General features: G+C 61.5%; 26 protein-coding genes. 10 read left to right on the top strand and 16 right to left on the bottom strand.

The window, feature by feature from the left end:
* The first annotated feature begins 178 nt into the window (after positions 1-178).
* Positions 179-454, top strand: a complete 276-nt coding sequence (sciP, locus tag BLT09_RS16165) for a CtrA inhibitor SciP (protein ID WP_006203587.1) — start codon at positions 179-181, stop codon at positions 452-454.
* 416 nt (positions 455-870) lie between these two features.
* On the opposite strand, the gene BLT09_RS16160 is transcribed toward sciP, so the two are convergent.
* Positions 871-1,248, bottom strand: coding sequence for a flagellar export protein FliJ (locus BLT09_RS16160; RefSeq protein WP_091594647.1), 378 nt, complete (start codon positions 1,246-1,248; stop codon positions 871-873).
* 451 nt (positions 1,249-1,699) lie between these two features.
* Here BLT09_RS16160 and ctrA point away from each other — a divergent pair, with 451 nt between their 5' ends.
* Positions 1,700-2,395 carry a response regulator transcription factor CtrA gene (gene ctrA, locus BLT09_RS16155; RefSeq protein WP_091594645.1) on the top strand — a complete coding sequence of 232 codons (696 nt, stop codon included), beginning with the start codon at positions 1,700-1,702 and terminating at the stop codon, positions 2,393-2,395.
* Positions 2,396-2,514: 119 nt separating this feature from the next.
* Here ctrA and BLT09_RS16150 read toward each other — a convergent pair whose 3' ends face one another.
* Together BLT09_RS16150 and chpT are read right to left on the bottom strand one after the other, a co-directional pair.
* Entirely contained in the window at positions 2,515-2,883 is a 369-nt protein-coding gene (locus BLT09_RS16150; protein ID WP_091594643.1) for a response regulator, read from the bottom strand.
* Positions 2,884-3,131: 248 nt separating this feature from the next.
* Complete coding sequence (gene chpT / locus BLT09_RS16145; RefSeq protein ID WP_091594641.1) at positions 3,132-3,761, bottom strand: histidine phosphotransferase ChpT; 630 nt, start codon at positions 3,759-3,761, stop codon at positions 3,132-3,134.
* Positions 3,762-4,118: 357 nt separating this feature from the next.
* Between chpT and BLT09_RS16140 the strand changes: the two genes are divergently transcribed.
* Together BLT09_RS16140 and BLT09_RS16135 are read left to right on the top strand one after the other, a co-directional pair.
* A complete protein-coding gene (locus BLT09_RS16140; protein WP_023797936.1) occupies positions 4,119-4,727 on the top strand; it encodes a DUF1134 domain-containing protein in 609 nt (202 codons plus the stop codon).
* Positions 4,728-4,875: 148 nt separating this feature from the next.
* Complete coding sequence (locus BLT09_RS16135) at positions 4,876-6,024, top strand: coiled-coil domain-containing protein (protein ID WP_091594639.1); 1,149 nt, start codon at positions 4,876-4,878, stop codon at positions 6,022-6,024.
* A gap of 29 nt (positions 6,025-6,053) precedes the next feature.
* Here the strand turns inward: BLT09_RS16135 and BLT09_RS16130 are convergent, their stop codons facing one another.
* The 6 genes from BLT09_RS16130 to BLT09_RS16105 all read right to left on the bottom strand — a co-directional run bounded on the left by BLT09_RS16130 (position 6,054) and on the right by BLT09_RS16105 (position 11,208).
* A complete protein-coding gene (locus tag BLT09_RS16130; protein WP_091594637.1) occupies positions 6,054-6,857 on the bottom strand; it encodes a TrmH family RNA methyltransferase in 804 nt (267 codons plus the stop codon).
* 310 nt (positions 6,858-7,167) lie between these two features.
* Entirely contained in the window at positions 7,168-7,506 is a 339-nt protein-coding gene (locus tag BLT09_RS16125) for an ArsR/SmtB family transcription factor (protein ID WP_091594634.1), read from the bottom strand.
* Between the two features lie 173 nt (positions 7,507-7,679).
* The gene (locus tag BLT09_RS16120) at positions 7,680-8,441 is read right to left on the bottom strand and encodes a HugZ family pyridoxamine 5'-phosphate oxidase (RefSeq protein ID WP_091594904.1); all 762 of its coding nucleotides are present in this window, start codon (positions 8,439-8,441) and stop codon (positions 7,680-7,682) included.
* A 38-nt stretch (positions 8,442-8,479) separates the two neighbouring features.
* On the bottom strand, positions 8,480-9,688 hold the full coding sequence (locus BLT09_RS16115) for a CaiB/BaiF CoA transferase family protein (protein WP_091594632.1): 1,209 nt from the start codon (positions 9,686-9,688) through the stop codon (positions 8,480-8,482).
* Between the two features lie 6 nt (positions 9,689-9,694).
* Complete coding sequence (locus BLT09_RS16110) at positions 9,695-10,456, bottom strand: 3-hydroxyacyl-CoA dehydrogenase (protein ID WP_091594631.1); 762 nt, start codon at positions 10,454-10,456, stop codon at positions 9,695-9,697.
* Positions 10,457-10,671: 215 nt separating this feature from the next.
* Positions 10,672-11,208 (bottom strand): GNAT family N-acetyltransferase, encoded by a 537-nt coding sequence (locus BLT09_RS16105; protein ID WP_091594629.1) that lies wholly within the window; start codon positions 11,206-11,208, stop codon positions 10,672-10,674.
* A gap of 280 nt (positions 11,209-11,488) precedes the next feature.
* On the opposite strand from BLT09_RS16105, the gene BLT09_RS16100 reads away from it, so the two are divergent.
* Entirely contained in the window at positions 11,489-12,478 is a 990-nt protein-coding gene (locus BLT09_RS16100; RefSeq protein ID WP_091594627.1) for a glutathione S-transferase family protein, read from the top strand.
* Between the two features lies 1 nt (position 12,479).
* Here BLT09_RS16100 and BLT09_RS16095 read toward each other — a convergent pair whose 3' ends face one another.
* Complete coding sequence (locus BLT09_RS16095) at positions 12,480-12,980, bottom strand: NUDIX domain-containing protein (RefSeq protein ID WP_091594625.1); 501 nt, start codon at positions 12,978-12,980, stop codon at positions 12,480-12,482.
* A gap of 53 nt (positions 12,981-13,033) precedes the next feature.
* On the opposite strand from BLT09_RS16095, the gene BLT09_RS16090 reads away from it, so the two are divergent.
* The gene (locus BLT09_RS16090; protein WP_023797927.1) at positions 13,034-13,948 is read left to right on the top strand and encodes a metallophosphoesterase family protein; all 915 of its coding nucleotides are present in this window, start codon (positions 13,034-13,036) and stop codon (positions 13,946-13,948) included.
* A gap of 110 nt (positions 13,949-14,058) precedes the next feature.
* Here the strand turns inward: BLT09_RS16090 and BLT09_RS16085 are convergent, their stop codons facing one another.
* The 4 genes from BLT09_RS16085 to leuA form a co-directional block, all read right to left on the bottom strand.
* Entirely contained in the window at positions 14,059-14,682 is a 624-nt protein-coding gene (locus BLT09_RS16085) for a hypothetical protein (RefSeq protein WP_091594623.1), read from the bottom strand.
* A 126-nt stretch (positions 14,683-14,808) separates the two neighbouring features.
* Positions 14,809-15,612, bottom strand: coding sequence for an alpha/beta fold hydrolase (locus tag BLT09_RS16080; protein WP_091594621.1), 804 nt, complete (start codon positions 15,610-15,612; stop codon positions 14,809-14,811).
* Positions 15,613-15,715: 103 nt separating this feature from the next.
* Positions 15,716-17,494: a tetratricopeptide repeat protein gene (locus tag BLT09_RS16075; protein ID WP_091594619.1), complete on the bottom strand. Its 1,779-nt coding sequence runs from the start codon at positions 17,492-17,494 to the stop codon at positions 15,716-15,718.
* 425 nt (positions 17,495-17,919) lie between these two features.
* Positions 17,920-19,596 (bottom strand): 2-isopropylmalate synthase, encoded by a 1,677-nt coding sequence (leuA, locus tag BLT09_RS16070; RefSeq protein ID WP_208602512.1) that lies wholly within the window; start codon positions 19,594-19,596, stop codon positions 17,920-17,922.
* 766 nt (positions 19,597-20,362) lie between these two features.
* On the opposite strand from leuA, the gene BLT09_RS16060 reads away from it, so the two are divergent.
* Both BLT09_RS16060 and BLT09_RS16055 read left to right on the top strand, forming a co-directional pair.
* A complete protein-coding gene (locus BLT09_RS16060) occupies positions 20,363-21,295 on the top strand; it encodes a complex I NDUFA9 subunit family protein (protein WP_236473044.1) in 933 nt (310 codons plus the stop codon).
* 132 nt (positions 21,296-21,427) lie between these two features.
* Positions 21,428-21,664 (top strand): hypothetical protein, encoded by a 237-nt coding sequence (locus tag BLT09_RS16055; protein ID WP_023797920.1) that lies wholly within the window; start codon positions 21,428-21,430, stop codon positions 21,662-21,664.
* Between the two features lie 44 nt (positions 21,665-21,708).
* Here BLT09_RS16055 and BLT09_RS16050 read toward each other — a convergent pair whose 3' ends face one another.
* Both BLT09_RS16050 and BLT09_RS16045 read right to left on the bottom strand, forming a co-directional pair.
* Positions 21,709-22,098 (bottom strand): rhodanese-like domain-containing protein, encoded by a 390-nt coding sequence (locus tag BLT09_RS16050; RefSeq protein ID WP_027150948.1) that lies wholly within the window; start codon positions 22,096-22,098, stop codon positions 21,709-21,711.
* A 2-nt stretch (positions 22,099-22,100) separates the two neighbouring features.
* Positions 22,101-22,670 (bottom strand): peroxidase-related enzyme, encoded by a 570-nt coding sequence (locus BLT09_RS16045; RefSeq protein WP_023797919.1) that lies wholly within the window; start codon positions 22,668-22,670, stop codon positions 22,101-22,103.
* A gap of 100 nt (positions 22,671-22,770) precedes the next feature.
* On the opposite strand from BLT09_RS16045, the gene BLT09_RS16040 reads away from it, so the two are divergent.
* Together BLT09_RS16040 and BLT09_RS16035 are read left to right on the top strand one after the other, a co-directional pair.
* Entirely contained in the window at positions 22,771-22,995 is a 225-nt protein-coding gene (locus BLT09_RS16040; protein ID WP_139172613.1) for a hypothetical protein, read from the top strand.
* Positions 22,996-23,159: 164 nt separating this feature from the next.
* On the top strand, positions 23,160-24,932 hold the full coding sequence (locus BLT09_RS16035) for an SLC13 family permease (RefSeq protein ID WP_091594611.1): 1,773 nt from the start codon (positions 23,160-23,162) through the stop codon (positions 24,930-24,932).
* Positions 24,933-25,317: the final 385 nt, after the last annotated feature.

The following is a 25,317-nucleotide window of genomic DNA, read 5'->3' as shown; positions in this document are numbered from 1 at the left end:
GGCCGATTTTTTTGAACGGATTCGGGCGCTTGCTGGGCAGATGCCTCAAATGCCGACGAAAAGACTAACGCGGCGTTCATGATCCTTACCTAGCTATTAGGGATCGCTTAGGCAAATTTTAAAGCTGTGGCGGTAATGTGGTGGGGATTGGGTCTTTGAGTTTTTAGTAGAGAGTACGATGACCGATCTTGTTAGACCGCGCGTCAAATATGTTATCGGGCCTGACGGCAGCCCCCTTACGATTGCCGATCTGCCGCCGACGAACACACGTCGCTGGGTTATCCGGCGCAAGGCCGAAGTGGTGGCGGCGGTGCGCGGCGGGCTTTTGAGCCTGGAAGAGGCATGCCAGCGCTACAAGCTGACCACCGAGGAATTCCTGTCCTGGCAGGCGTCGATCGATGAATATGGCCTTGCCGGCCTGCGCACGACGCGCATCCAGCAATATCGGCATTAGGGCTGGTTCAAGGATGTCAAAAGGCGCGGCAATCCGCGCCCTTTTTGCTTTGCCGACAGGGTTTTCTCTACTTCAGACGGTCAGCACCACCTGCCGATCGGGCTGACAAAAGGCATGAGCAGCGCCTGCTTCTTGGAGCAAGCATTTTCGCGTCGACCTTGCCGCGTTCCACAAGCCTGCGCGGTCGGCCCCGAGCCGAACTCGGCCGGAACCTGGTGGGCTGCTCAATCAGATAAGGTCCTGGCCGGAATCGCCTGCGCCCGACATCAGGATACCCAGGTGCGGGCGGTCGCGGAGCATCAAGGGGATTTGGCAGCGTAGGCCTGAAACTGGCAGTTGCTCGACCTATGAGCGGCGACATTCCAGATGGGCAACGACCTGATCGCTGGGTGCTGACCGGCCTTAAAGCCTTGTTTTCAGCCGATCATGGCGCTGCGGCCGCCGGTCTCGGCGTCGCGGATCTTGGTGTCGCGTGATTCGAGCATTTCTGCTTTGGAAAGCTCCGCTTCGGCTTCGCCGAGCAGTGATTCGGCAACGCTACGCTGCTGGGCGAGGTCGCTTTGCGAATTTCTGAGATTGTCGCGGCGCAAGCGTGCTGCCTTGGCGAAGGTCGGATAGGCAAAATGGTTGGTGTCGGTGATGCCGGCTTTCTTTTCTTCGGCAGTGATCTGGAGTTCCAGTTCGACAGCCATGCGCTCGAATTCGGCGATCATCATGTCGAGTTGCAGCAACTGCCGCCGCTTCTCGTTCACCTGAAACTGCTTCAGCCGAACGAGGTTTTCACGTGACTTCATGATTCGGTACTCCTGGAAACGCACACCTGCACATATCGTCTAAATCCGCCTGGCAAACTCAGGCTTCGACCCGCTTCCACCGACTTTACCAGAACTATGGGAAACAAATTCCTAAAGTTTTTTGCCGGCGGTAACCATTCGTTTACGGGCATTGTTAATCATACGGCTCAGGACTTAAGGCCGGGTAAAAATTCCGGCCCCGACGCGGAAGCACGGCTAGCGAGTCCCTGGAGTCACTTAGTCTGGCTTGTTAATGTTTTGCATTAGCGGTTTGGTTCTTAGATTCGCTATTAGATTCAACAAGGTGTAGAAAAGGGTTAAAATATCTGGTACCGTCAACGGCACGGAATTAGGTTTTGTTAACCATTCGATGGCAGCCTCTGCTCAGGCAATCACTGCTCCGGTCCTGGACGGGTCGTGAAATGGTCCGGCAGCAGAAAAGGGGAATGAAATGCGTGTTCTGCTGATAGAAGATGACAGTGCGACCGCACAGAGCATCGAGCTGATGCTGAAATCGGAAAGTTTCAATGTCTATACGACCGATCTTGGCGAAGAAGGGGTCGATCTAGGTAAGCTCTACGACTACGACATCATCCTTCTCGACCTTAATCTCCCCGACATGTCGGGATACGAGGTGTTGAGAACACTTCGCCTTTCCAAAGTGAAGACGCCGATCCTTATCCTCTCTGGCATGGCCGGCATCGAGGAGAAGGTACGTGGCCTCGGCTTCGGCGCAGACGACTATATGACCAAGCCGTTCCACAAGGACGAACTGGTCGCCCGCATCCACGCCATCGTGCGGCGTTCCAAGGGCCATGCCCAGTCGGTCATCACCACCGGCGACTTGGTGGTCAACCTTGATGCCAAGACCGTCGAGGTCGGTGGCCAGCGGGTGCATCTGACCGGCAAGGAATACCAGATGCTGGAGCTGCTCTCGCTGCGCAAGGGCACCACGCTCACGAAGGAAATGTTCCTCAACCACCTTTACGGCGGCATGGACGAACCGGAACTGAAGATCATCGACGTCTTTATCTGCAAGCTGCGCAAGAAGCTCGACGCTGCTTCCGGCGGCCAGAACTACATCGAGACGGTTTGGGGTCGCGGCTACGTGCTGCGCGAGCCGGAAGACATCCGCGTCAGCGCCTGAGTTGACGACGCCGATCCGATCGATTTTTCCGACAAAATCCGGCTTCGGCCGGATTTTGCGTTTTTATGTCGCAGATATTGGAGCGCCGATTTCCGCGGCCATGCGCCAGCGGCGGCGAATCAGGCGGCAAATCTCAAGCTGCGGAAGCGCTCGAGAAGTTGCGGCCGAGTGAACGGCTTCAGCAGATAGCCTTGGGCGCCGGCGCGCTTTGCCCGCATGATCGAAGCGACGTCGACCTCGACCAGCAAAATCAGGATCTGGGGTTGTATCGGACTTTCCATGGCGCGTACGCGGCGAATGACGTCCTCGGCCTGCATATCCGGCAAAGCGCCGTCGACAATGATGATATCCGGCATGTCGGCAGTGCACATCTCAACCGCATCAAGCCCGCTGGCAGCTTCGATGACCAGCATGTCGGAACCACCCAGGATGCGCTTTGCAACCCTCCTGATGACGCTCGAATCGTCGATGAACATGCAGCGTTTCATTTTCCGGGCCCTCTTTGCCATGCGGCAATCCGGCAGCGTCGCGGTACTGAAAGGCACCGTAGTATCAATCCGGTAAAGAAGCTGAAAAGCCGATAGGTAAAATTTTTGCAAGAACAGCTTTTACGGAAACTTCTTGACCGATGCTTCGGCCGAACTAGCCTGGATGGCTCATTTCATTCCACCGTGATGGCGTAGTAAATATTGTCTAAAAACTCTTATCTGTTCTTTTCAATCATTTCTTAGTAAATTCAAGCAGCCGAGAGCACGATTTCTTCTGCGGTTGCGTGGATCGATATGGTCATGTTCGCCTCGCGCGCCAAAAGCAGTGTGTAGTAGGGCTGCACCGAATGCGCGTCGATCGGTTCTTCAGGCTTGTTGCCGGAATGGAGCTCCAGGAATTTGGGCGGCACGCGCAGCATCGGACCGCTCGCGGCGAGCGCAAAGCGTGGTTCCGTGTCGAGCTTTTCAAGCGTGACCGTAAGCTTGCCGCCACGCGGAATGGCAGCGTTGGCGACGAGAATGAGGTTGAGCAGCAGCTTTACCTTGTTCTTGGGCAGCAGCGCACGGGGTCCATTCCAGATCAGTTCCGGCTTCTCGTTCTTCAAGAAGGCGATCGCAACGGCCTCGGCATCGCCGGTGTCGATCATCATGCCGGCAGAACCGGCTGCGCCGAAGGCGATGCGGGCGAATTGCAGGCGGGCCGAAGCGTTTCTGGCGCTCTGGCGAATCAATTTCATGGCGTCTTCGTCGGCGCCGCCTTCGTCGAGCAGCTCAAGCCCGTTGTTTATGGCGCCGACCGGCGAAATGATGTCGTGGCAGACCCGGCTGCACAAAAGCGCGGCGAGATCGGGTGCGGAAAGGGTGAAAAGCTCGGCCATCGGCGAAAGTCCCTGCAAAATTTCACTGGAAATGGCCGGGCGATCAACGATCACGCCTGTCCACACGAATCACGCTCGCTCTCCCAAGGCCTACTGAATACACAGCGCCTGAGCGTGCAGCAACAAATCCGGAATTGTCGCTATCGAAAATGGTGTGTTCACGCAGGGTGCGGATACTGCGGGCCGACGCGAAATCAGCGCGAAACCAGCCTACGAACCGCCATCTTCATGTGAAAGCTTAATGGTTGAAAAAGGATTACGGCATAGTTTGTCCTTAACAGTCATCCTTAACGGCCACCAAAGAGCCGCACGGATGCGAGGCGTCGGCGAAAGTGCTCCCTGACGGAGATTGGAAGCATGTTTTCCCGATACTACGACCGGAGTTTTTTCCGTGTCTTCACGGACCGGAGTTTTCTCCGTGTCTTCTCAATGGCGATCGCTCTCATGGGCCTTGTCGTCTTTTCAACCTCGCCTTCGCGGGCCCAGGAATACACCGCTCAGGAGATCGTCGATTCCGGTCATAAATTCTTCGGTGCGACGTCGGGCGGGCTCGCCACCGTCGTGGAGAAGATTTTCTCCTCCTATGGCCTGCCCAATGGCTATTTGCTTGGGGAGGAGGGCTCGGGTGCCCTGATCGGTGGCCTGACCTATGGTGAAGGCACACTCTACACCAAGAATGCCGGCGATCACAAAGTGTTCTGGCAGGGCCCGTCGCTCGGCTGGGATTTTGGCGGCGAGGGCTCGCGGGTGATGATGCTGGTCTATAATCTCGACGATGTGAACAGCCTCTACAATCGTTTCGGCGGCCTTGCCGGCTCCGCCTACCTCGTGGCTGGCGTCGGCTTCAACGTGATGAAGAACAACAACGTGCTGCTGGTGCCGATCCGTACCGGCGTCGGCGCCCGGCTTGGCGTCAATCTCGGCTACCTCAAGCTTACCCAGCGCGCCACCTGGAATCCATTCTGAGCAAGCGGTTGCCTCGTCACCGCGATTGTTTCCAGGATCAACGGTCTGAACAATGCTGCGGCAGACCCTTGCCGCGGCACTGGAATTCCGTCATGCGAACGTGGCACAGTCCCTTACGGTTGTTTGCCGTTCATAACGGATAGTCACCTTGGTTCAGTCGGTCCTGTTCTTTGTCCTCGGCTTTCTCTGCGCCGGCTTTCTGGCGCTGATGATTGCTCCGGCCATCTGGCGGCGGGCCGTGATGCTGACGCGTAAACGCATCGAGGGCTCGATGCCGCTGACGCTGGCCGAGATCCAGGCGGAGAAGGATCGCATCCGCGCCGAGTTCGCCATGGCGACACGTCGGCTTGAGATGAGCGTCAAGGCGTTGCGCGAGAAATCGGCCGAACAGCTTGTCGAGATCGGCCGTGGCCGCGAAGCACTGAAGGAACTGGCGCTCGAGCGGAAGGACAAGGAACACGCCCTTTCCGCGCTCGAGGCCAAGGGCGAAGACCTTCGGCAGCGCAAAGACCAGTTGCAGCTTTTGTCGGATCGGCTTGCTCAAACCGAGCATGCCCTGGAAAAGCGTGTGCTCGAGCTGAAAAAACTGGAGCACATGTATGACGACGCCAGCTTTTCTTCCAGCAGCCGTCAGATCGAACTTGTGGCGCGCGAATCCGAATTGCAAAAGCTGGCCGATGATATTTCAGTGCTGCGGGGCCAGCGCAAGGAGGCGGACAGGCGCCAACAGGAGATCGCGGCCGAGAGCAAGGCCGCGCGAGACGCGTTGAAAGCCGAGAAGAAAAGGACCGGCGAACTGGACAAGAAGATCGAGCGCCTGCTCGCCACGCTTGCCGATCGAGAGGACAAGCTTGAACGCCGCGAAAAGGAAATCGCGCGGCTTCGCGAAAAGCTGAAAAGCGAAAGCGTGGAAAATGCGTCGGCGGCGGTGCGTCTCGTCGGAGCGCAAGGCGGTCAGGCCGATGCGGCCGTCAAGGGCGATATGGAAAAAGCTATCGCCAAGCTCGACAGCGACCGGGAGCAGTTGGAGGCGAGATTGACGGCACTGGCCAGCGAGAACAAGAGGCTGAAAACGGATCTTGCCGCCGACGCGGCATCCAGATCCGAGGGCGCCAGCGCTGCGTTGCGCGAGCAGATGAGCGACCTGGCGGCGCAGGTCGTAGCCCTGACGGCGAAGCTCGACGGGCCGGAATCGCCGATCGCAAAGGTTCTTGCGGCACCCAACCCACCGGGAGGCGGTGAACGCAGCCTTGCCGATCGCGTGCGGGCGCTGCAGCAGGCCGAATCGGCGCATTGAGCCCAGGCAGTGATGCTGACTTCTGCGGCTCAGGTCCTGCTTGCCGAGAAATGATGCAAGGCGATGGCTGACGCGGCGGCGACATTCAGGCTGTCGAAGCCTTCTGTCATATCGATCCGCACCGTCCGCAGGCGGGCAAGCAGCATCTCGGGCAGGCCTTCGCCTTCAGTGCCGAGATAGAGTGCCAGCCGTTCGGTCCTTTTCGCATCGCGGATGTCGGTTTGTCCGCGCGGCGACAATGCGAATTGGCCGAAGCCCAGCCGATCGAGCGCCGCGGTAAAGCCGACGGTCTCAGCGAAGGAGGCAAAAGGAATTTTCAGCGCGGCGCCGACCGAAACGCGGATCGCCTTACGGTACAGGGGATCGCAGCAGGTCGCGTCCAGAAACACGGCATCGGCGCCGAAGGCGGCGGCGTTGCGAAAGATCGAGCCCATATTGTCATGGTTGGCGATGCCGACCAGCACGACGATCAACGCGCGGGCGGGCAGGGCATCCAGCAAGGCCTCTGCAGGCTGCGCCTCGCCCTTGCGGCCGATCGCCAATATGCCGCGATGCATGTGAAAGCCGGCAATCCTGTCCATGACCTCGCTGGCCGCCGCGTAGACCGGAAGGTCCGCGGGCGCCTTGCGCAGGGTTGCGTCGAGGCCTGCCAGCCGGTTTTCGAGCACCAGCACCGATTCGGCGGTAAAGCGTTTGGCTGCGAGCAGCATTTCGAGCACCACCTTGCCTTCGGCAACGAAACGACCCTGCCGGCCGGCAAGATCGCGCTCACGAATGTCGAGATAGGCGGCGACGCGCGGGTCTTGCGGGTCGTCGATACGAATGCTGCGCATGCTTGCCTCAACTGACCCGCATCGGCCCGATCGTGGTGGGTTTTGCGACAGCACGACGCGTGGATCCAAAGTGTCAGAGCGTACCTTCTGCGTCCAAGTGGACGCAAGTCGCTCAAAAGCGCGTCGCGTTCGACCGACCTCAACCGACCTCTCGCGACGCGCTTTAGGTTGTTGTCTTATGCATGTCGTTATCGCAAAACCGCTGCACGGGCATGCTTTTGCGCGCCATGCATCAGGAGTCGTCAGCGAGGCAAGGGGCGCTCGGACCAGTTATGCATGTTGCCGGCTTTGGGCGACATGCATTGGCCGGTCAAGTCCCGGAGCGACGCGGGCGGTATGCCATCTGCGATGGCTCACCCTCGCCGAAAATCCCGTCCAGCGTGTTGAGAAGTTCGCGCACGGCATCGGATTTGCAGGAATAGTAGATCATCTGCCGGTCGCGCCGGGTCTCGACGAGATCGAGCGCCCGCAGTTTGGCCAGATGCTGTGACAGGGCGGATTGGCTGAGCAGAACCTTTTCGGCGATAGCGCCGACCGACATTTCACCGTCGGCCAGGTAGATCATGATCAACAGTCGTTTCTCGTTGCCCATCAGCGTCAGAAACGAAGCCGCTGATTCGGCATTGGCGATTAGCTTTTTCGAGACCATCGATCCCCCATACCTTCCTGCTCCTCCGGCGCTATGGGGGCAATAGCGTCTGATTCCATAGGCTCACGTGCGAATGTGCGCTGGCGATTCAACGCTACCGGGAAAGCGTAGAACATCTCGCACAAACCTCAAGACTTGCTTTCGACCCGACGCGATTAACTGTCGGACTGTGTTTAATCCGCCACTCGGCCGGTTTTTGCCATGTCGACCAGAACATGCCTGAGCTCGCGCGCCGTCCTCAATGGCTCGGGAAAGAACACCCGGCAGATATCGTCGCCCAATGCCAGGTCCATGCCGTCGGCGTCAAAGCCGGTGACGACCCAGCCGTCGCCCGCCGCCTTGGCGAAGTGGCGCGCGTAGACGGCAATTGCGTCGCTATGGTCGGCATTCATATGGTCGAGGGCGGATTGTTCGCCAGCGGCAAGCTCTTCGACGATCGGCGCGGTCGTGACCAGATCGGCGCGTTCGAGCAGGTAGGCCTTGCCAAAGCCGCCGTTGAGACTGGCGCGCTCCAGCTCAAGGCGGAAGATCGAGAAGTCGCCAAGACCGGCATAGAGCTTCGCCTTGGGGTTGCGGTTGAGATAGCGCCGTTCGGCGCGGGCGTGCTCGTCGGATCCACGCTCAAGCCGTGCCGCCCGACAGACGAGCGTCAACCGTGGATGCGCCAGCGGGTCGCCCTTGCCGGGCTCGCCGACAAGCAGCGAACAGCGCGGGTCGGAAAGGATCGCGCCGGTATGGGCGGACAGCATCGATACAAGGATCAGCGGCGTGCCGTCGATATCGGTGGCGACACCAACCCTGCTGGCCAGCGGCGAACCGGTCCCGGGCTCTATCACCGCCAGCGCGCCGAAACGGGCACTGCGGATCAGCGTCTTCGCCAGCCTGATCGCTTCGGCGTCGGTCTCGCGGATCACGTCCTTCTTTCGATCGTTCAAATCCACACCGTCTTAAGCTGATCTTTGCTCTCCAGTTATCAACCTATCACACCGGATTTGACAAGGGCCCCAGATTTGAAAAGGGCCCCAGATTTGAAAAGGGCCTCAGTCTCGCTTTCCGAAAGGCCGAAGCGTGCCAGCACGGTCGCCGCCTGACAATCGTGATCGGCCGGCATAGCGGCAAGCGTCGGCCGGGAGCGCGAAAAGCGCGGCGCCGGGGCGGGCCGCTCAAGCGCACCCGACATCACAAAGGCGTTGCGAGCGCGATTGTGCGGATGATCCCTGGCTTCCCGCAGCGACAAGACCGGTGCGACGCAAGCATCGGTTGCAGCAAAGAGACGGTCCCAGTCGTCCCGTGATTTCTGCCCGACCCGATCGACAATGGCGGCCCGCATCTGCGGCCACAAATTCCTGTCGTATTGGCCGCGTACAAACATCTGGTCGAGCGGCAGCAGTCTTGCGAATTCGGCGAAGAACCGGGGCTCAAGGCAGCCGACGGCGAGGTGCCGTGCGTCTGCGGTCTCATAGGTGTCGTAAAAGGGCGCGCCGGAATCGAGCAGGTTCGCGCCACGCGTGTCACTCCACAGGCCCGCCGCCATAAGGGCGTGCACAGGTGTCGCCAGCATTGAAGCGCCCTCGGTCATCGCGGCGTCGATCACCTGACCCTTGCCGGAGCGCGAGCGCTCAAACAGGGCGGCCAGTACGCCGGCGACCAGCATCATGGCGCCGCCGCCGTAGTCGGCGACAAGGTTGAGCGGTGGGACCGGCCGGCCGCCTTGCTGGCCGATGGCATGCAGCACACCCGAATAGGCGAGGTAGGTGATGTCGTGGCCGGCACGTCCCGATAGCGGACCGTCCTGGCCGAACCCCGAAATGCGGCCGTAGATCAGGGCTGGATTGCGCGCCAGTACCGCATCCGGCCCGAGACCAAGCCGCTCCATGACATCGGGGCGAAACCCTTCGACCAGCATGTCGGCCTTTTCGGCAAGGCGCAGCACCAGTTCGGCGCCTTCCCAGCGCTTCAGGTCAATCCGCAGGATGGAGCGGCCGTGACGGTCGATGTCGTATTCGTCCGGCAGCGCCAGAAACGGCTGGCTCGACCCAGCCCGCTCGATGCGCAGCACCTCGGCGCCCATCTCCGACAGCATCAGCCCGGCCAGCGGCACCGGTCCAAGCCCGGCCATCTCGATCACCGTCAGGCCGGCGAGCGGGCCGGTCTTCGCCTGAAGGGCGACTTCGGCACTCATGGTCGGCTACTTTGGCGCCATGCGGATGGCGCCATCGAGGCGGATGGTCTCGCCGTTGAGCATCTGATTTTCGATGATATGCAGCACAAGGGCTGCATATTCGGAAGGCTCGCCGAGACGGGACGGGAAGGGCACCGCGGCGCCGAGCGTATCCTGCACCTCTTGCGGCATGCCGGCCATCATCGGCGTCTTGAAGATGCCGGGCGCGATGGTGCAGACGCGAATGCCCGACCGGGCAAGGTCGCGCGCCACCGGCAGCGTCATGCCGACGACACCGCCTTTGGAGGCTGAATAGGCCGCCTGGCCGATTTGACCGTCATAGGCGGCGACCGATGCCGTGTTGACGATGACGCCACGCTCGCCGCCGTCCAGCGGCTCAAGCTTCGCGGCCTGGTCGGCGACGAGGCGGATCATGTTGAAGGTGCCGATCAAATTGACCTCGATCACCTGGCGGTACTGGTCGAGCGGGTGCGGACCGTCCTTGCCGATCGTCTTCATGCCGATGGCGATGCCGGCGCAATTGACCAGGATACGGGGTTCGCCGAATTTTTTTACCACTTCTGCCACTGAAGCAGCACCGCCGTCGGCGCTGCTTACGTCGCATTGGATGGCGATGCCGCCGATATCGGCCGCAATCTTCGCCGCACGCTCGATGCCGAGGTCGAGGATGGCAACGCCGGCGCCCTTCGCGGCCAGTGCACGTGCCGTCGCCTCGCCGAGGCCGGAGCCGCCGCCGGTGACGATCGCAATCTGGCCGTTGGGGTTCATGCGGCGTCCTCCATCCAAGCTGTGTTGATATTCAGGTGAGGCCGGCCTACAAACAGTGGTCTCCTGCGCTTCCGGTGCTCACGTACCCAAAAGTACGCTCCGCTCCGGTTCTCGAATACCACCGTTTTCGGCTCGGCCTGACCTGAATCTCAACACACCTTAGTCGGGCACATGCTACGAAGCCCGACAGGACTGCGCAACAGCACCCGGATGGGTCACGCCATCGCGGCGATTTGCGCAGCAATCCTTGCCTGATCTGCGTGGCAAACCTCCCCCACCAGTCGCGCCATCGCGCCCGGCACGATCTCATGCGACAACAGCCGGTCAGGATCGACCGGGCGCGGCATGGAGATTTGCCCACGCGGGATTCTCTTGAAGCCGAGCGGGCCGTAATAGGGCTCGTCGCCGACAAGCATCACCGCCGGCATGCCGGCCTTGGCGGTGGCCTCCAGCGCGATCGCCACCAGCCGGCGGCCAATGCCGAGATTCTTGTAGGCCGGCCGCACGGCAAGCGGTCCGAGCATCAGCGCGCGGCCGGCGCCGGCCGCGATGCGCGTCATGCGCACAGAGGCGACAACGATAGCGCCATCGACGGCCACGAAGGACAGAGCGCGTTCATGCGGGCCGCCCTCACGGATCTTGTAGGCGCCCAGCACGAAACGGCCCGGCCCGAAGGCTTCGTCGTTGATGGCTTCGATTTCGGGGTCATGCGCCGGAGTTTCCGGCAGGTATTTCACGTCGGCAAGGCTCATGGTCTGCGTTCCGGTAGACGGGGAAAGGTTTGCTGCAAACGGCAGCGTTCGCCAGTCAGCGCTTCATCAAGCGCGGGCGCCCTTTCGTCGTCGGTCGAACCGGATCAAAGCAAAGTCAAACATGCGGATTTTCCGCTAGCATCAATCTTCAGCCACCGCAATCGGCCGTTTGCTGCCGCCATTCGTTTGCCGCCTGGGCGATTGACGAACTGTTCAACGCCTGGCGATTTCCGCATCGTCGGTTTGTGCGTACATCCCTACGGAGAGGAAAGGACATCACATGGGATTGCTGGTCGACGGCAAATGGCAGGACAGCGGGTACGACACCAAGGCGAGCGACGGCGAATTCGTGCGGGCGCAGTCGCAATGGCGCGACTGGGTCACGGTTGACGGCAGGCCAGCCGAAGGCCGCACGCGCGGCTTCAAGGCCGAGCCGGGGCGCTACCATCTCTATGTCTCGCTTGCCTGTCCCTGGGCACACCGGACGCTGATCTTTCGGGCACTGAAAAAGCTCGAGGACGTGATTTCCGTCTCGGTCGTCCATCATTTCATGGGCGCCAACGGCTGGACCTTCCTGGCCGAGGACGGCGCCACCGGCGATACGCTCTACGGCCTCGACTTCCTGCATCAAATCTACACCAAGGCCGATCCCGCCTATTCCGGCCGCGTGACGGTGCCGGTTCTGTGGGACAGGCGAGAACAGACAATCGTCTGCAACGAGTCCTTCGAGATCATTCGGATGCTCAATTCAGCCTTCGACGAATGGGGCGATGCCAGCCTCGATTTCTATCCGAAAGCACTGCGCGGGGAAATTGACGCGGTCAACGCTCTGGTCTATCCCTCGGTCAACAACGGCGTCTATCGCGCCGGCTTCGCCACCACGCAAGCGGCCTATGAGAAAGCGTTTGGCGAACTGTTCTCGGCGCTCGACCAGCTCGAGGATCGCCTATCTCGCCAGCGTTATCTCGTCGGTGACCGCATCACCGAGGCCGATTGGCGGCTGTTCACCACGCTGGTCCGCTTCGACCCGGTCTATGTCGGCCATTTCAAGTGCAACCTGCGCCGCATCGCCGACTATCCGAACCTGTCGAACTATCTGCGCGACCTCTATCAGGTCCCGGGCGTCGCCGGCACGGTGAGCCTGCACCACATCAAGGCGCACTATTACGGCAGCCACGAAACGATCAACCCGACGCACATCGTGCCGGTCGGGCCGGAACTGGACTACGCGGCGCCGCATGATCGGGCGCGGTTCAGGAAGGCAGCGTGATCTACCAGAAGGGCGATGCCGCGGCGCCGCTGAAATTCTCGGCAACCCGCCGCAACGTGGCCGGCGTGGTTGCTTCCGGCAGGCGGTCGAGCGGAAAGAAGCCGGCTGCGGCGATCTCGCGGTCCGGCAGCTTCGGCGCCGTCTGGTTGAACTGCTCGACCAAATATAGGCCGACATGGTCGCGGCGGCTGGCCCGACGGTTGAAATGCATCGATTTCAGCACCGGCGGCGCGGTCAATGCAATATTGCCCTCCTCGGAGAGCTCGCGCGCCAACGCCTCGATCATCGTCTCGCCCAGCTCGACGCCGCCGCCGGGAAGCTGCCAGCCCGGTACATAGGTATGGCGAATGAGGAAGACGGAATTGGACGTGCGATCGTGGATCAAACCACGCACCCCAAGCGTCATCGGCCGCCGCAGCACGAAGTACAGATGAAACAGCCTCGCCCTGAGACCCGGCCAGCCGGTCTGGCGGAAAGCTTGCTCCGGATCGGGCCGCATCATCACCCACGAAACCGTGGGTGGAAAGCAGCGCGCGCGTCGCTTATGAAGGAGGGATGTTCAGGCTCGCGCATATTTCCGATATCCACTTGGGACCGCTTCCCGGTGTAACCTATCGCGATCTCGCCTCCAAGCGGGTGGTCGGTTACGTCAATTGGCAGCGCAATCGCCGCCGCCACATGCGCGACGCCGTCATCGACACCATCGTCGCCGATATCAAGGCGAGCGCACCCGATCACCTTGCCGTCACCGGCGATCTGGTCAATCTGGCGCTCGATGGCGAGATCGAGATGGGCAAGCACTGGCTGGAGACGCTGGGCTCCCCCGACGATGTGTCGGTCGTTCCGGGAAACCACGACGCCTATGTGCCCGGTGCTTTCGACAAGTCCTGCCGGTCGTGGACGGCGTGGATGACTGGCGACGGCGTCAATACGCCGGTCGACCGCGAAGCCTTTCCCTACCTACGCGTGCGTGGCAACGTCGCGCTGATCGGTGTCACGACGGCGCGGGCCACGGCTCCGTTCATGGCCAACGGCTTTTTTCTGGAAGACCAGGCGGAAAGGCTGCGCGACGTGCTCGATGCCACGGCCAAACGCGGGCTGTTCCGGGTGATCATGATCCACCATCCGCCAGTGCGCGGCGCCGTTTCGCAGCCCAAGCGGCTGTTCGGCATTGCCCGCTTCCAAAAGGTCGTTCAGCGGCACGGGGCCGAGCTTGTGCTGCACGGCCATTCGCACGAGCCGACGCTGTTCTCGATCAATGGGCGCGGCGCCAAAATTCCAGTGGTCGGCGTCGCTGCCGCAGGGCAGGCGCCAGGCGGCAGGCGTCCAGCGGCGCAATATAATCTGCTGGAGATCGATGGTGAAATAGGCAACTGGCGGCTCAGGCTGACGCGACGTGGCCTGACCGGGCCGGCCATCCCGCCTGCCGATCTCGAGGTTGTGGAGCTTGGCGCGGACGCTATGGCCTAGAGCCTGTTCCATCCCGATGGCATCGGGATGGGGCTCTATCTTTTTGTTTGACCATGATCTTTTCCGAAAACCGGTTCCCACTTTTCGCTACGCGGACCTTCGGTTCAGGATCATGGTCCAAAACTCAGTCCCATCGCAACGAGGCGGTCCCAGAACAACACGATCGATACCGCCAGCCCGACCAGGGCGCCGGCAGCGATCAGGCCGAGACCGGAGAGAAAGGCTGACCAACGCTTGCGGCGCTTGACGGATCGCAGCGGCGGCTCGGCTTCCGGGACCAAGGCACGTTTCAGGCCGGCGACAGCCTGCTCGACCCCGCCTTCCAGCATTCTCTGGCGTTCGATGACGCGCTCCGCGACGTAGCGCGTCACCTGATCGGCAACCGGTTTCATCTCGGTCGATTCGGCGAGCACCACGCGGCCGATGCGCGTGTCCTTGAGGAAGCGATAGGTGCGGCGGTCGCGCCCCATGGCGACATGGCTGACGGCGTCGATCCAGAGCCGCGGCTGCAGCCCGGACGAGACGGCGAAGTCGAAATTGTCCATGTCGGCGGGCACGTCGGCGAAGATCGGCGCGAGTTCGGCGGCAAGCAATTCCAGCCGCATGCGATGCGCCTCGCGCATGTCGACCACGACGTCGTCGCGGTCGGCGAAGGCGTTTTTCACGTCGCGGATGGCGTCGGACAAATTTCGCGACTGATCGGCCTGGCTTATGGTCTCGGCTGCATCCTTCATCGGCGTTGCCTCGCGGGTTTGGTTAACACCGAATTAACACAGTCGCTGGCAAAATGCAGCAAAATGCACTTGTGAGATCGATAGGCGGCTTGCAAAATCCGGCCCGAAGCCGCGCTTTGACAGGGATCAGCCCGCTGCGGGAGCGGAGTTTGGACGAAGCGGCCTGCTGCGGCGTTTCATGTTGTGGCGGACGATCTCGGCGATCAGGCCGGGCGCTTCCTCGACCAGCATATGGCCGGCCTGCAACACATGGTGCAGGTGGAAATGCGCCGGCAGACCATCGGCCTGGCTGCAGGGCAGCACCGCGTCATCGGTCCCCCAGACCACAATCACCGGCATAGCCAGGGTTTCGAGCCGTTCGCGCGGGATGACGCCCTGCCGATCATCCCTGGTCATGGCGGCCGCGATCTCGACAAGTTTGTGCAACTGGCCGGGACGGGCACGCATTTCGCCAAGCACATCCACGATGCGCTCCGAGGGCGGGCTTTGCGGTCCGGACATCGCGGCGAGGCAGGCGCGAATTTCACTTTTGCCGGCTGCTGCGGCGTAACGGCGCAACAGCGGGCCATTGATCTCGGTGCCAAACCCGCCCGGCGCCAGAAGCGTCAGCGAGGCTATCCCCACGGGTTCGGCCAGTGCCATCAGCACAGCCGCCGCCCCGCCCATCGAATGGCCGACGAGATGCACCCTGCTGATTCTGCGTGCGGCGAGGTCTGCCAGAACAGCCCGGGCGGCCGCCTTGGCCGGACCGCCACCCGGGAAATCGAGGGATAGCCCATGGCCCGGAAGATCATAGGCCAGCGTCCGTGAATCAGGTGCCAGTGTCGAAATCACCTCGTGCCAGTCGCCGTGGCAACCGCCGAAGCCATGCAGAAATACAACCGTCTTCGGGCCGGCGCCCCGTTCGGCAGCGTAAAGCGATGAAATCATGAAATTCTATGGTTTTACGCGAATTCGGATGTGGCGGGATTGCGTCTTGTACCAGGTTCGATGGCCAGTAAATTTTCGCGATCGGCCGTTCTGGTCGCAAGGACTAGCTGGCATTGCCGAGCCCGGCGGCACGCAAAGCCTCGACCAGCCGCTCGGTCAGATCTGCGGGGTATCTCCGCTCGACAAAAGCCGCGCGCGGATCGGCGGCGAATTTCGGGAACTTGACAGTCAACTCGTCCAGAAGTTCGTGCGCCAGTTGATCGCGGCCGGCGGCCTTGGCAGTGATCAGCCGCGCTGCCAGATAGTGCGATTTCGACGGCGTCGCCTGCAGCGCATCGCTGGCAAGCGCGGCCTTGTTCATATCGCCAGCCATGAACTGGCCGACGAAAAGCCCGTAATCCCACCAGGTCGGATGGGCGCTGGAGGTTTCGGCGGCGTGAGCAAGGATCGGCGTTCCCTCCCTGTACCTGCCGGCGAAAATCAGCCCGTAGGCGTAAGCTGCCGCCATGCTGAGGTCGTAAGGGTTGAGTTCGTAGGCCTTGCGCATCCAGCGGATCGATTCCTCCGAATTGCCGAGGCGGGAATTGAGATAGCCATAGGCACGGTGGGCATAGGGGCTGGTCGGCCCCATCTGCACGGCGCGACGCGCCAGCGACATCGCCTGTTCGATCGTTGCGCCGGCTGGATAGGCGTAGTGATCTGTGCCCGCCTCGAGATGCAGGGTCGCCAGCTCCGAAAAGACGAGCGACGATTTCGCATCCCGATCGACCAGGATTTCGAGGCAGCGATAGGCAGCCTCATGGGTTTTGGCGCCCTGGTCGAGATAGTATTTGTCGTTGAGCAGCAGACATTCCGTCAGGCCGGCCTGAAGGCCGCTCTGTTCGATATAGTTGTAGATCGCGCCCGAGGCGGGAACGGCCGAACTCAAAATGCCGGCGACACTGTCCTCGACGGTGGAGGGTGTGCTGTCGGCGGCAGTCAAGTTGCGTGACAGCAGGACCCGCCCGGTCGCCACGCTTTGAAGCTCCAGCGTGACATCGCCTGCCGTTGGCCCCGGCAAGACATCGAATACGAAGCTGATCGCATCGGCGACCGGATCGGGCTGGCCGTCAGCATCGCGACCGATGAAGCTGACCGTGTCGAAGCGGCTGAGGCCGGCGCGCAGCGATGCGGCGACGCGGGCAGCCTCGGCACTGTTGGTTTTCACCGCAATGTAGACGAGCGGAAGGCTTTCAGCCGGAGCCCATGGCGCAATGCTGCCGGTTGCCACCGCATTTTCAATCGTCGGCGCGGCATCGCTTCCGGCCAGCAATGCGCTGCCTCCCTGACGAAGGATCAGCACGCCCAGCATGGCGATGACCAGAGCGATCGCCAGCCAGAAGAACTGGAGATGGCGCAGCAGCGAGGGTGCCGGCTGGCGAACGACGGGGGACATCAACGACGCGGCAGGTGCAGCCATGCCGGGTTCTTCGGGCGATTCCGGCAAGGTGGCTGCCGCCTCGGTGTGTTTCTCCGGATCCGGCTCGACCGGCAGGCGGATCGCGTTGAGTTCATAGGATGGGACATAGCCGCCACGCGGAATGGCAATGCGGATCGGCTCGGCAACACCCTCATTGGCAAAATAATGCTGCAGAAGCTCGCGCAGCCTGCCCGCCTGCACCCGCACCACGGCGTCGGTCGACGGATCGAAATCGCCGTCCTTGCCGAAAACATCCATCGCGATGGAAAAGCCCTTGAGCTTGTCGGCTTCGCCTGCCTGCTCGCGCTCGACCAGATAGCGAAGCAGCTTACGCGCTCGTTCGGATCTCCCGAACGTTTCGCTGGCTAGCAATCGCTCCAGCGTCTCGCGCACTGCGGGGGCGGCAGGCGTGGCATGCTGCAAGTGTCGATCCTCTCGAAGTCGGCACAGGTTAAGACGCAATCATATAGCGCCTGCACTGCCTTACAAGCATGCATCCATTATGCGATCGCGTACCACACCGGATAATTTCCCGGTGGTTAATGGTGCGAAAGACTGGAGCTGGATGATACCATCCGGGCTCATCCTGCTCCAGCTCATAGCCTTTCGACATCTGGTCTGGAGCGGTTCAGCTTTTTGATAGAACCGCCGAATCGCTCTAAAGCGCGTCGCATTTGACCGGCCTCACGCGACGCGCTTTAGGTTGTTGTTTTATGCATGTCGTTATCGCAAAACCGCTGCACACCCTCGGTTCAAGCCCGAGGGCATGCTTTTGCGCGACATGCATCAAGCATTTGTTTTACGCAATTCCGGACGGAAAACCGCCACGCACTTTTCCTGGAATTGCTCTAGTCGACCTTTCGGCCGACGATGCGATTGGCGGCGGAAACCACGGCTTCCAGCGAAGCGGCGACGATATTGGTGTTGATGCCGGCGCCGAACAGCTTGCCACCGGGATGCTCCATCTCGACATAGGAGATGGCCGAGGCATTCGAGCCGCGCTGCATGGAGTGCTCCGAATAGTCGAGCACCGACATCGGCACGCCGACATGGCGCGACAGTGCGTCGACAAAGCCGTCGATCGGGCCGGTTCCGGAGCCTGATATCGTCACCTCCTTGCCGCTGTCGAGGATGATCGCCTCCACCGCGCGCCGCCCCTTGATCTCGATGTCGGGATAAGTGTGGTGGTCGAGGAATTTCAGCCGCGCGTCGGGCTGATCGACGTAGGTTTCGAGAAAGCGCTCGTAGATGCGCTTGGCCGGCACCTCCTTGCCTTCGGCGTCGGTGATCGCCTGGATCGCTTGACTGAACTCGATCTGCAGGTTGCGCGGCAGATTGAGGCCGTAGTCCGCCTGCAGCACATAGGCGATGCCGCCCTTGCCGGACTGCGAGTTGATGCGGATGATCGCCTCGTAGTTGCGCCCGACATCGGCCGGGTCGATCGGCAGATAGGGCACTTCCCAGTACGGCGTGTTGGCCTTGCGCAACGCCTTCATGCCCTTGTTGATGGCATCCTGGTGCGAGCCGGAAAAGGCCGTGTAGACGAGTTCGCCGACATAGGGATGGCGCTCGGGGATCTTCAACTGGTTCGAATATTCGTAGACGTCCTTCATCCGGTTGATGTCGGAGCAATCGAGCTCGGGATCGACGCCTTGCGTATACATGTTGAGCGCCAGCGTGACGATGTCGACATTGCCGGTGCGCTCGCCATTGCCGAACAGCGTGCCTTCGACGCGGTCCGCGCCCGCCATCAGGCCGAGTTCGGTGGTGGCGATCCCGGTGCCGCGGTCGTTGTGCGGATGTAGCGAGATGAGCAGGTTCTCGCGGTTGTCGAGATTGCGGCACATCCATTCGATGCGATCGGCATAGATGTTGGGTGTCGACATCTCGACCGTGGACGGCAGGTTGATGATCAGCTTGTTTTCCGGCGTCGGCTTCATGATTTCGGTGACGGCGTTGCAGATTTCCAGCGCCACTTCGAGCTCGGTGCCGGTAAAGCTCTCCGGCGAATATTCGAAACGATAGAAGCCGCCGGCCTTCGCTGCCATGTCGGTGATCATCTTGGCCGCATCGGTGGCGATCCGCCTGATGCCGGCGACGTCCTTCTCGAAGACGACGCGGCGCTGCAGTTCGCTGGTCGAATTGTAGAAATGCACGATCGGGTTGGTGGCGCCCTGCAGCGCCTCGAAAGTGCGGGTGATCAGTTCCGGCCGGCACTGCACCAGCACCTGCAGCGAGACATCGTCTGATACATTACCCTCTTCGATGCACCAGCGGGCGAAATCGAAGTCGGTCTGCGAGGCCGACGGGAAACCGATCTCGATCTCCTTGAAGCCCATGTCGAGGAGCAGGGCGAACATGCGCGCCTTGCGCTCGTGGCCCATCGGATCGATCAGCGCCTGGTTGCCGTCGCGCAGGTCGACCGAGCACCAGATCGGGGCCTTGTCGATGACTTTCGAAGGCCACACGCGGTCGGTGAGACCGACGGTCGGGTAGGGTTGGTATTTGCGGGCTGCCTCCGGCATGCCCCGGGCTGCCCCCGGCATGCCCTGGGCTGCCCCCGGCATGGCCTGGGCTGCCCCCGGCATGGCCCGGGCATCCTGGCCCATCTCCCCGCTGTCTGAGCGGATCTCTTCTCGTGCGTTCATTGTCGTCTCTCCCGGCGGCTCGCGGGATCCGCCTTCAGGCGGATTTGGTGCCGAGCGGCGCCTTTACCAGATGTTCATTTGCTAGATGTGACTTGCCAATTTTGGGACTGGCCCAATTTTGAGACTGGCCAAGGAGCATGCGCGTGAGCGGCGGTTCGACCGCCGGGCGCTCCTTCAGCGAACCCGGCGATCGCCGATAAGGCCGAGCAGCAGCAGAGCGGAAGCAAGCGCGCGCACGGTCTCGCCAGCAAAGCCGGTCTGACGGGAAGCGACGGAGGTGGCGCGGTTGGTCATGGCGGTTTTCATACAGGAGCAGCCAAAGCGAGGCAAGTGGGGCCGAACGACAGTGTCGTAAGCAGATGAGTTGTCCGGATTAGGTAGCACAGGAGTTGTCCGGTTTTATCGCCAGCCAATGGAGGCTGGGGATGAAACGGACAGCATGGCAACCCGGCGTCGAACACTCGCCGTCCACAGCGACATCGGCCGTCTCTCGATCGAACCTGGCGCCGACTGGAACAAAAAACGTTCCTGCGTTGTTCTCCAACCGTCCCGATGTTCGAAGGGGCTGGGTTATACGCCGGCCAGAGGCGATCCTTGCGGCAGGCGCTCGGCGGGCACGCAAAGCCAAGGGATGGCGAGGCAAATGGATCCTGACGATCTCAACACAGAACGGATCGTCACTGTGTTCGGCGGGACAGGCTTTCTCGGGCGCCGGATCGTGAAGCGGCTCCTGGAAAGGGGTTTCACGGTCCGCGCCGCATCCCGCCACCCGGCTCGTGTGGGCCAGGTTTTTTCCTCGACGGCAAGGCCGCCCGAAGCCGTCGAGGCGGACATATTGGATGCGTCCTCGATCGGGACGGCCATTGACGGATCACAAGCGATCGTGAACGCCGTCAGTCTCTACGTCGAGCAGGGCGCCCAGACGTTTGAGCGCGTGCATGTGGAAGCCGCAGCTGAACTTGCCGCCGCGTCGCGCGCTGGCGAGGTCGACCGGTTCGTCCAGATTTCGGGGATCGGCTCTGATCCTCAATCGGATTCGAACTACATCAGGGCACGTGGGCGCGGAGAAGAGGCGGTGGCGAGCGCATTTCCCGGCGCCATCATTGTGCGTCCCGCCGTCATGACGGGACCTGACGACGTTTTCCTTACGACGATTGTCAGGCTGATACGTCTCCTGCCGGTTTATCCGCTGTTCGGCGATGGTGGCACACGGCTTCAGCCGGTCTATGTGGAAGACGTCGCAGACGCAGTCAGCCGGCTGATCGGCGGGCGAAACCACAAGGGCTCATCGATATTCGAATTCGGCGGCCCGCGCATCTACACCTATAAGGAACTGCTGCGCGAGATCGCCCGACAGCTCGATACCCACATCAGGCTGATGCCGGTGCCGTTTGCGGCGTGGGACGCCTTGGCCGGCGTCGCGGAACTCCTTCCGGGAGCGCCGATAACGCGCAACCAGGTCGATCTTATGCGGCACGACAATGTGGCCGCAATCGGCGCGCCGGGCCTGAAGGAACTCGACATCGCGCCGCGCGACATCGAGGAGGTGATCCGCTTGATCGAACGGCGCGCGTGAGGCTGCTCGGGCCGGTCTCCTGTTTATTTAGCAAGACTCTCCTGCTTGGCAGGACTCTACGATCCTGCCGGGAACCTATCGCCATGCGGCGGGTTGGTCGAGTTTGAACCAATGAGGAAGAGGAAAAGAACCATGGCCAGATGCGATCAATGCGGGAATGACTACGACAAGGCTTTCGAAGTGACGCTGGCTGAGGAAAGCTATACGTTCGACAGCTTCGAATGCGCGATCCAGAAACTTGCGCCACTCTGCCCGCATTGCGGGTGCCGGATCATCGGACATGGTGTCGAACAAGATGACATCATCTACTGCTGCGCACATTGCGCCGCGGAGGAAGGTGCAAGCGCGCTGACCGATCGCGCGCCTTGATCGCCCGCATTCCCAGTGGCAAGCGACCGTGCCGGTCGTCGAGCCTAGCTGTCCTTCCTCGGTTTCTCGGCGACGATATTGCCGCGCTTCTTCCACTCTGAGAAGCCGCCGCGCAGGCTGCGCGCGTCAAGTCCCATCTCCTGCGCGACCTTGGCGGCGAGCAGCGAGCGCCAGCCGGACGCGCAGTAAAACACAAAGGTCCTGGGCTCGGCGAAAATCGGCTTGTGGTAAGGGCTTTCCGGGTCGATCCAGAATTCGAGCATGCCGCGCGGCGCATGGAACGCGCCGGGGATCATGCCCTCGCGCTCCAGTTCCCGCGGATCCCGGATGTCGACCATGACAACGCCGTCGGGAATGGTCGCCATGTCCGCTGCCTCGACCGAGCGGACGACCGCATCGGCGTCGGCCAGCAGATCCTTGTATCCCTTCGGCATGGTCAGCGCCCCATCGCGTAGAACTCGTCGTTCGGCCTCATGCTGGTGACGTTGGCCAGCCGGTTTGACATGGCGAAGAAGGCGGCGATGGCCGCGATGTCCCAGGCGTCCTCGTCGGTGAAGCCATGCATCTTGAGGTCCGCGATGTCCGCGTCGCCGACCTCGTAGGCGCGCGCGGAAACCTTCATGGCGAAATCGAGCATCGCCAACTGGCGCGGGGTGATGTCGGCCTTGCGGTAGTTGGTGGCCACCTGATCGGCGATCAGCGGGTTCTTTGCGCGAATGCGCAGGATCGCGCCATGGGCCACTACGCAGTACTGGCACTGGTTGGCATTGCTCGTGGCCACGACGATCATCTCCCGCTCGGCCTTGGTGATCGGGCCGGGTTTGTCCATCAGCGCGTCGTGATAGGCGAAGAAGGCGCGGAACTCGTCCGGCCGATGCGCAAGCACGAGGAAGACGTTGGGCACGAATCCCGACTTCTCCTGCACGGCGAGTATCCGTTCGCGGATGTCGTCGGGAAGGCCGGCGATCTCGGGAACGGGGAAGCGGCTTATGGCGGGCGCGGTCATCTGTGTTCTCTCCCTTGCACGGCCGTCAATGCGACCAGCTTTAGGCCATCGAACGCTTTTCGGCGAGCCTCATGGAAGGGCTGGAAGTGCCGAGGATGCGGTGGTCTCGCAGTCGCCGCGCGAGTTCCAATCGCTGTGGACGATGCGGGACTCCTGCGTCGACTATGTGCGCACGCGCGATCACATCGTCGGCGGGGTGGAGGCGGTGTATCGCCTGGTTGCGGAGAGCGGCGGGTCGATCGCGGCCGAACATGGCGCAGCGCGCACTAGCGAGGATGACGGCTATCGCTATAAAGTCGGAGCGGCCAGGCGCCGGCCAGGTTGAAAGGCGCCACCCCAGGACCATGGCTGCGAAAGTCGGGAACATTGATCGACACGGGCTTATTGGCAAGCACGGAACCGTGCTAGCAAAACCGTGACCAGCAAAAGCAACAAAACGGCGGTTTGGCCGTTCTGATCAGCCGCACAAGCGGCGGGGCATCCGAAGACATGACTACGCCGCAAATTCTGTCGTTCGCCGTTATCTTCATAATGATGGCGGCGCTCGTGTGGGGTCGGTATCGATATGATCTGGTTGCAGCCGCGGCACTGTTGTCCGCACTCGCGGTTGGCATCGTGCCTTTTGACGAGGCCTTCAGCGGGTTCAGCGACGATATCGTGGTAATTGTCGGCAGTGCCCTGCTGGTGAGCGCAGGCATCGCACGCTCGGGCATCATGGAAGTCGCCATCAGGCGTTTCGCTCCGAACCTGTCGGGCGTTCGCTCGCAACTGGCGCTGCTGGTGATCGTGGTCACGATCCTGTCTGCCTTTGTAAAGAATATCGGTGCGCTCGCGATCATGATCCCGATAGCTTTCCAGTTCGCGCGCCGGTCGAGCGTTTCACCGTCGATATTCCTGATGCCTATGGCGTTCGGGTCGCTGCTCGGTGGACTCATGACGCAGGTGGGGACATCTCCCAATGTCGTTGTGTCGCGGGTGCGGGAGGAACTGACCGGCACCGCCTTCACAATGTTCGATTTTACACCTGTTGGAGCCGCCCTGGCCGCCGCCGGAACGATCTTCCTGGTGTTTTTCTATTGGCTGCTGCCGGTGCGCGAAAAGCTCGGCGGGTCGGTGAATGAAGCCATCGATATCAAGAATTACCTGACAGAGGCCCGCATTGTCCGCGATTCCACTGTGCTCGGCAAAACCGTGGCAGACCTCATGAAGCTTTCCGGCGGCGATGCTATCGTGACATCGATCCTGCGCAACCGGACCATGCGGATGACGCCACTGCCCGACGTTGTCCTCAAGATGAACGACATTCTGCTGCTCGAGGGCGACCCTGGGGCGCTGGATCGCCTTGTCTCCCAGGGCAAACTCAGCGTTACGGGCAGCAGGGCCAGCGGGGATGACACGGCCGGCGAGCTGGTCGCTATCGAAGCCGTCATCGGTGAAAACTCCCCGTTGATCGGCTGGACGGCCCAGCGCCTTGCCCTCTATCACCGCTTCAACGTCAACCTCCTGGCTGTCAGCCGTCACGGCGAGCGCCCCGACCGCAGGCTGGCCGAAATCCAGCTAAGGCTGGGCGATGTCATCGTGTTGCAGGGCAATGCAGCCACGATACCCGAGATACTGCGTGAACTCGGCTGCCTGCCGCTGGCAGAAAGGGCTATCCTGCTCGGCAGCGTCCGCAAAGGTGTTGTGCCGGTAACCATCCTTGCTCTCGCCATGGTGGCGACTGCGCTCGGGCTGCTCCCGGTCTCCGTCGCTTTCTTTACGGCCGCGGTCGGGATGGTGCTTTTCAAGGTCATCCCGGTCCGCGACGTCTACCAATCGCTGGATGGGCCAATCCTCGTCATGCTCGCCGTTCTCATTCCAGTGAGCGATTCGCTGCGCAGTACAGGGGCGACAGGCGTCATTGCCGGCGAGCTTGCCAAGCTGGGGACGATCCTTCCGGCGCCCGGCGCATTGATGCTTATCCTTGTCGCCGCGATGGCCGTTACGCCATTCCTCAACAATGCCGCCACCGTTCTGGTCATGGCGCCCATCGCCGCCGCGTTTGCCGGCGATCTCGGCTACAGGCCGGAAGCATTTCTGATGGCAGTCGCCATTGGCGCCGGCTGCGATTTTCTCACCCCGATCGGCCACCAGTGCAATACGCTCGTCATGGGGCCGGGCGGCTACCGTTTCAGCGACTATCCACGCCTGGGACTGCCGCTATCGTTCCTCGTCGTCATTGTTGCCGTGCCGATGCTCATGATCGTTTGGCCAATGAAGTGATATGCGGCGGACGGAGCGATCCCGGCGGAACTCGGAGCCGGAATACGTACACCGCTCCCCGTCAAGCAATTGCATCGCTCGTGACAAAGGCTTTGTGCCTATCGAGGCCACGGATTTTGGCAAAGCGAGACGCCGGAGGGGCTCTGACGAAGTATCAAGCAGCAGTCGATGAAGAGCTTGCCACAATGGGCACCTGAAAATTGGGGTCCGCTCCCGAATTTCTTGAAAGCCGGGCAGCCAACCACCGGCACGCTTCGCTGCCCTGCGGCCATAATAATTCCCGCGATATGGATTGGCCCCAAGGCGCACATCTACCGGTAACTATCTGGGTCCTTGGCCTTCCCGGCCTTGCAACTAACTTTACTCAGAAGAGCCTTACGGTAAG

This window comes from Mesorhizobium muleiense (assembly GCF_900099905.1).
In the GTDB taxonomy this organism is placed as follows: domain Bacteria; phylum Pseudomonadota; class Alphaproteobacteria; order Rhizobiales; family Rhizobiaceae; genus Mesorhizobium; species Mesorhizobium muleiense.
The sequence above is the reverse complement of the archived record's forward strand: the minus strand, read 5'-3'. Positions and strand labels throughout refer to the sequence as shown.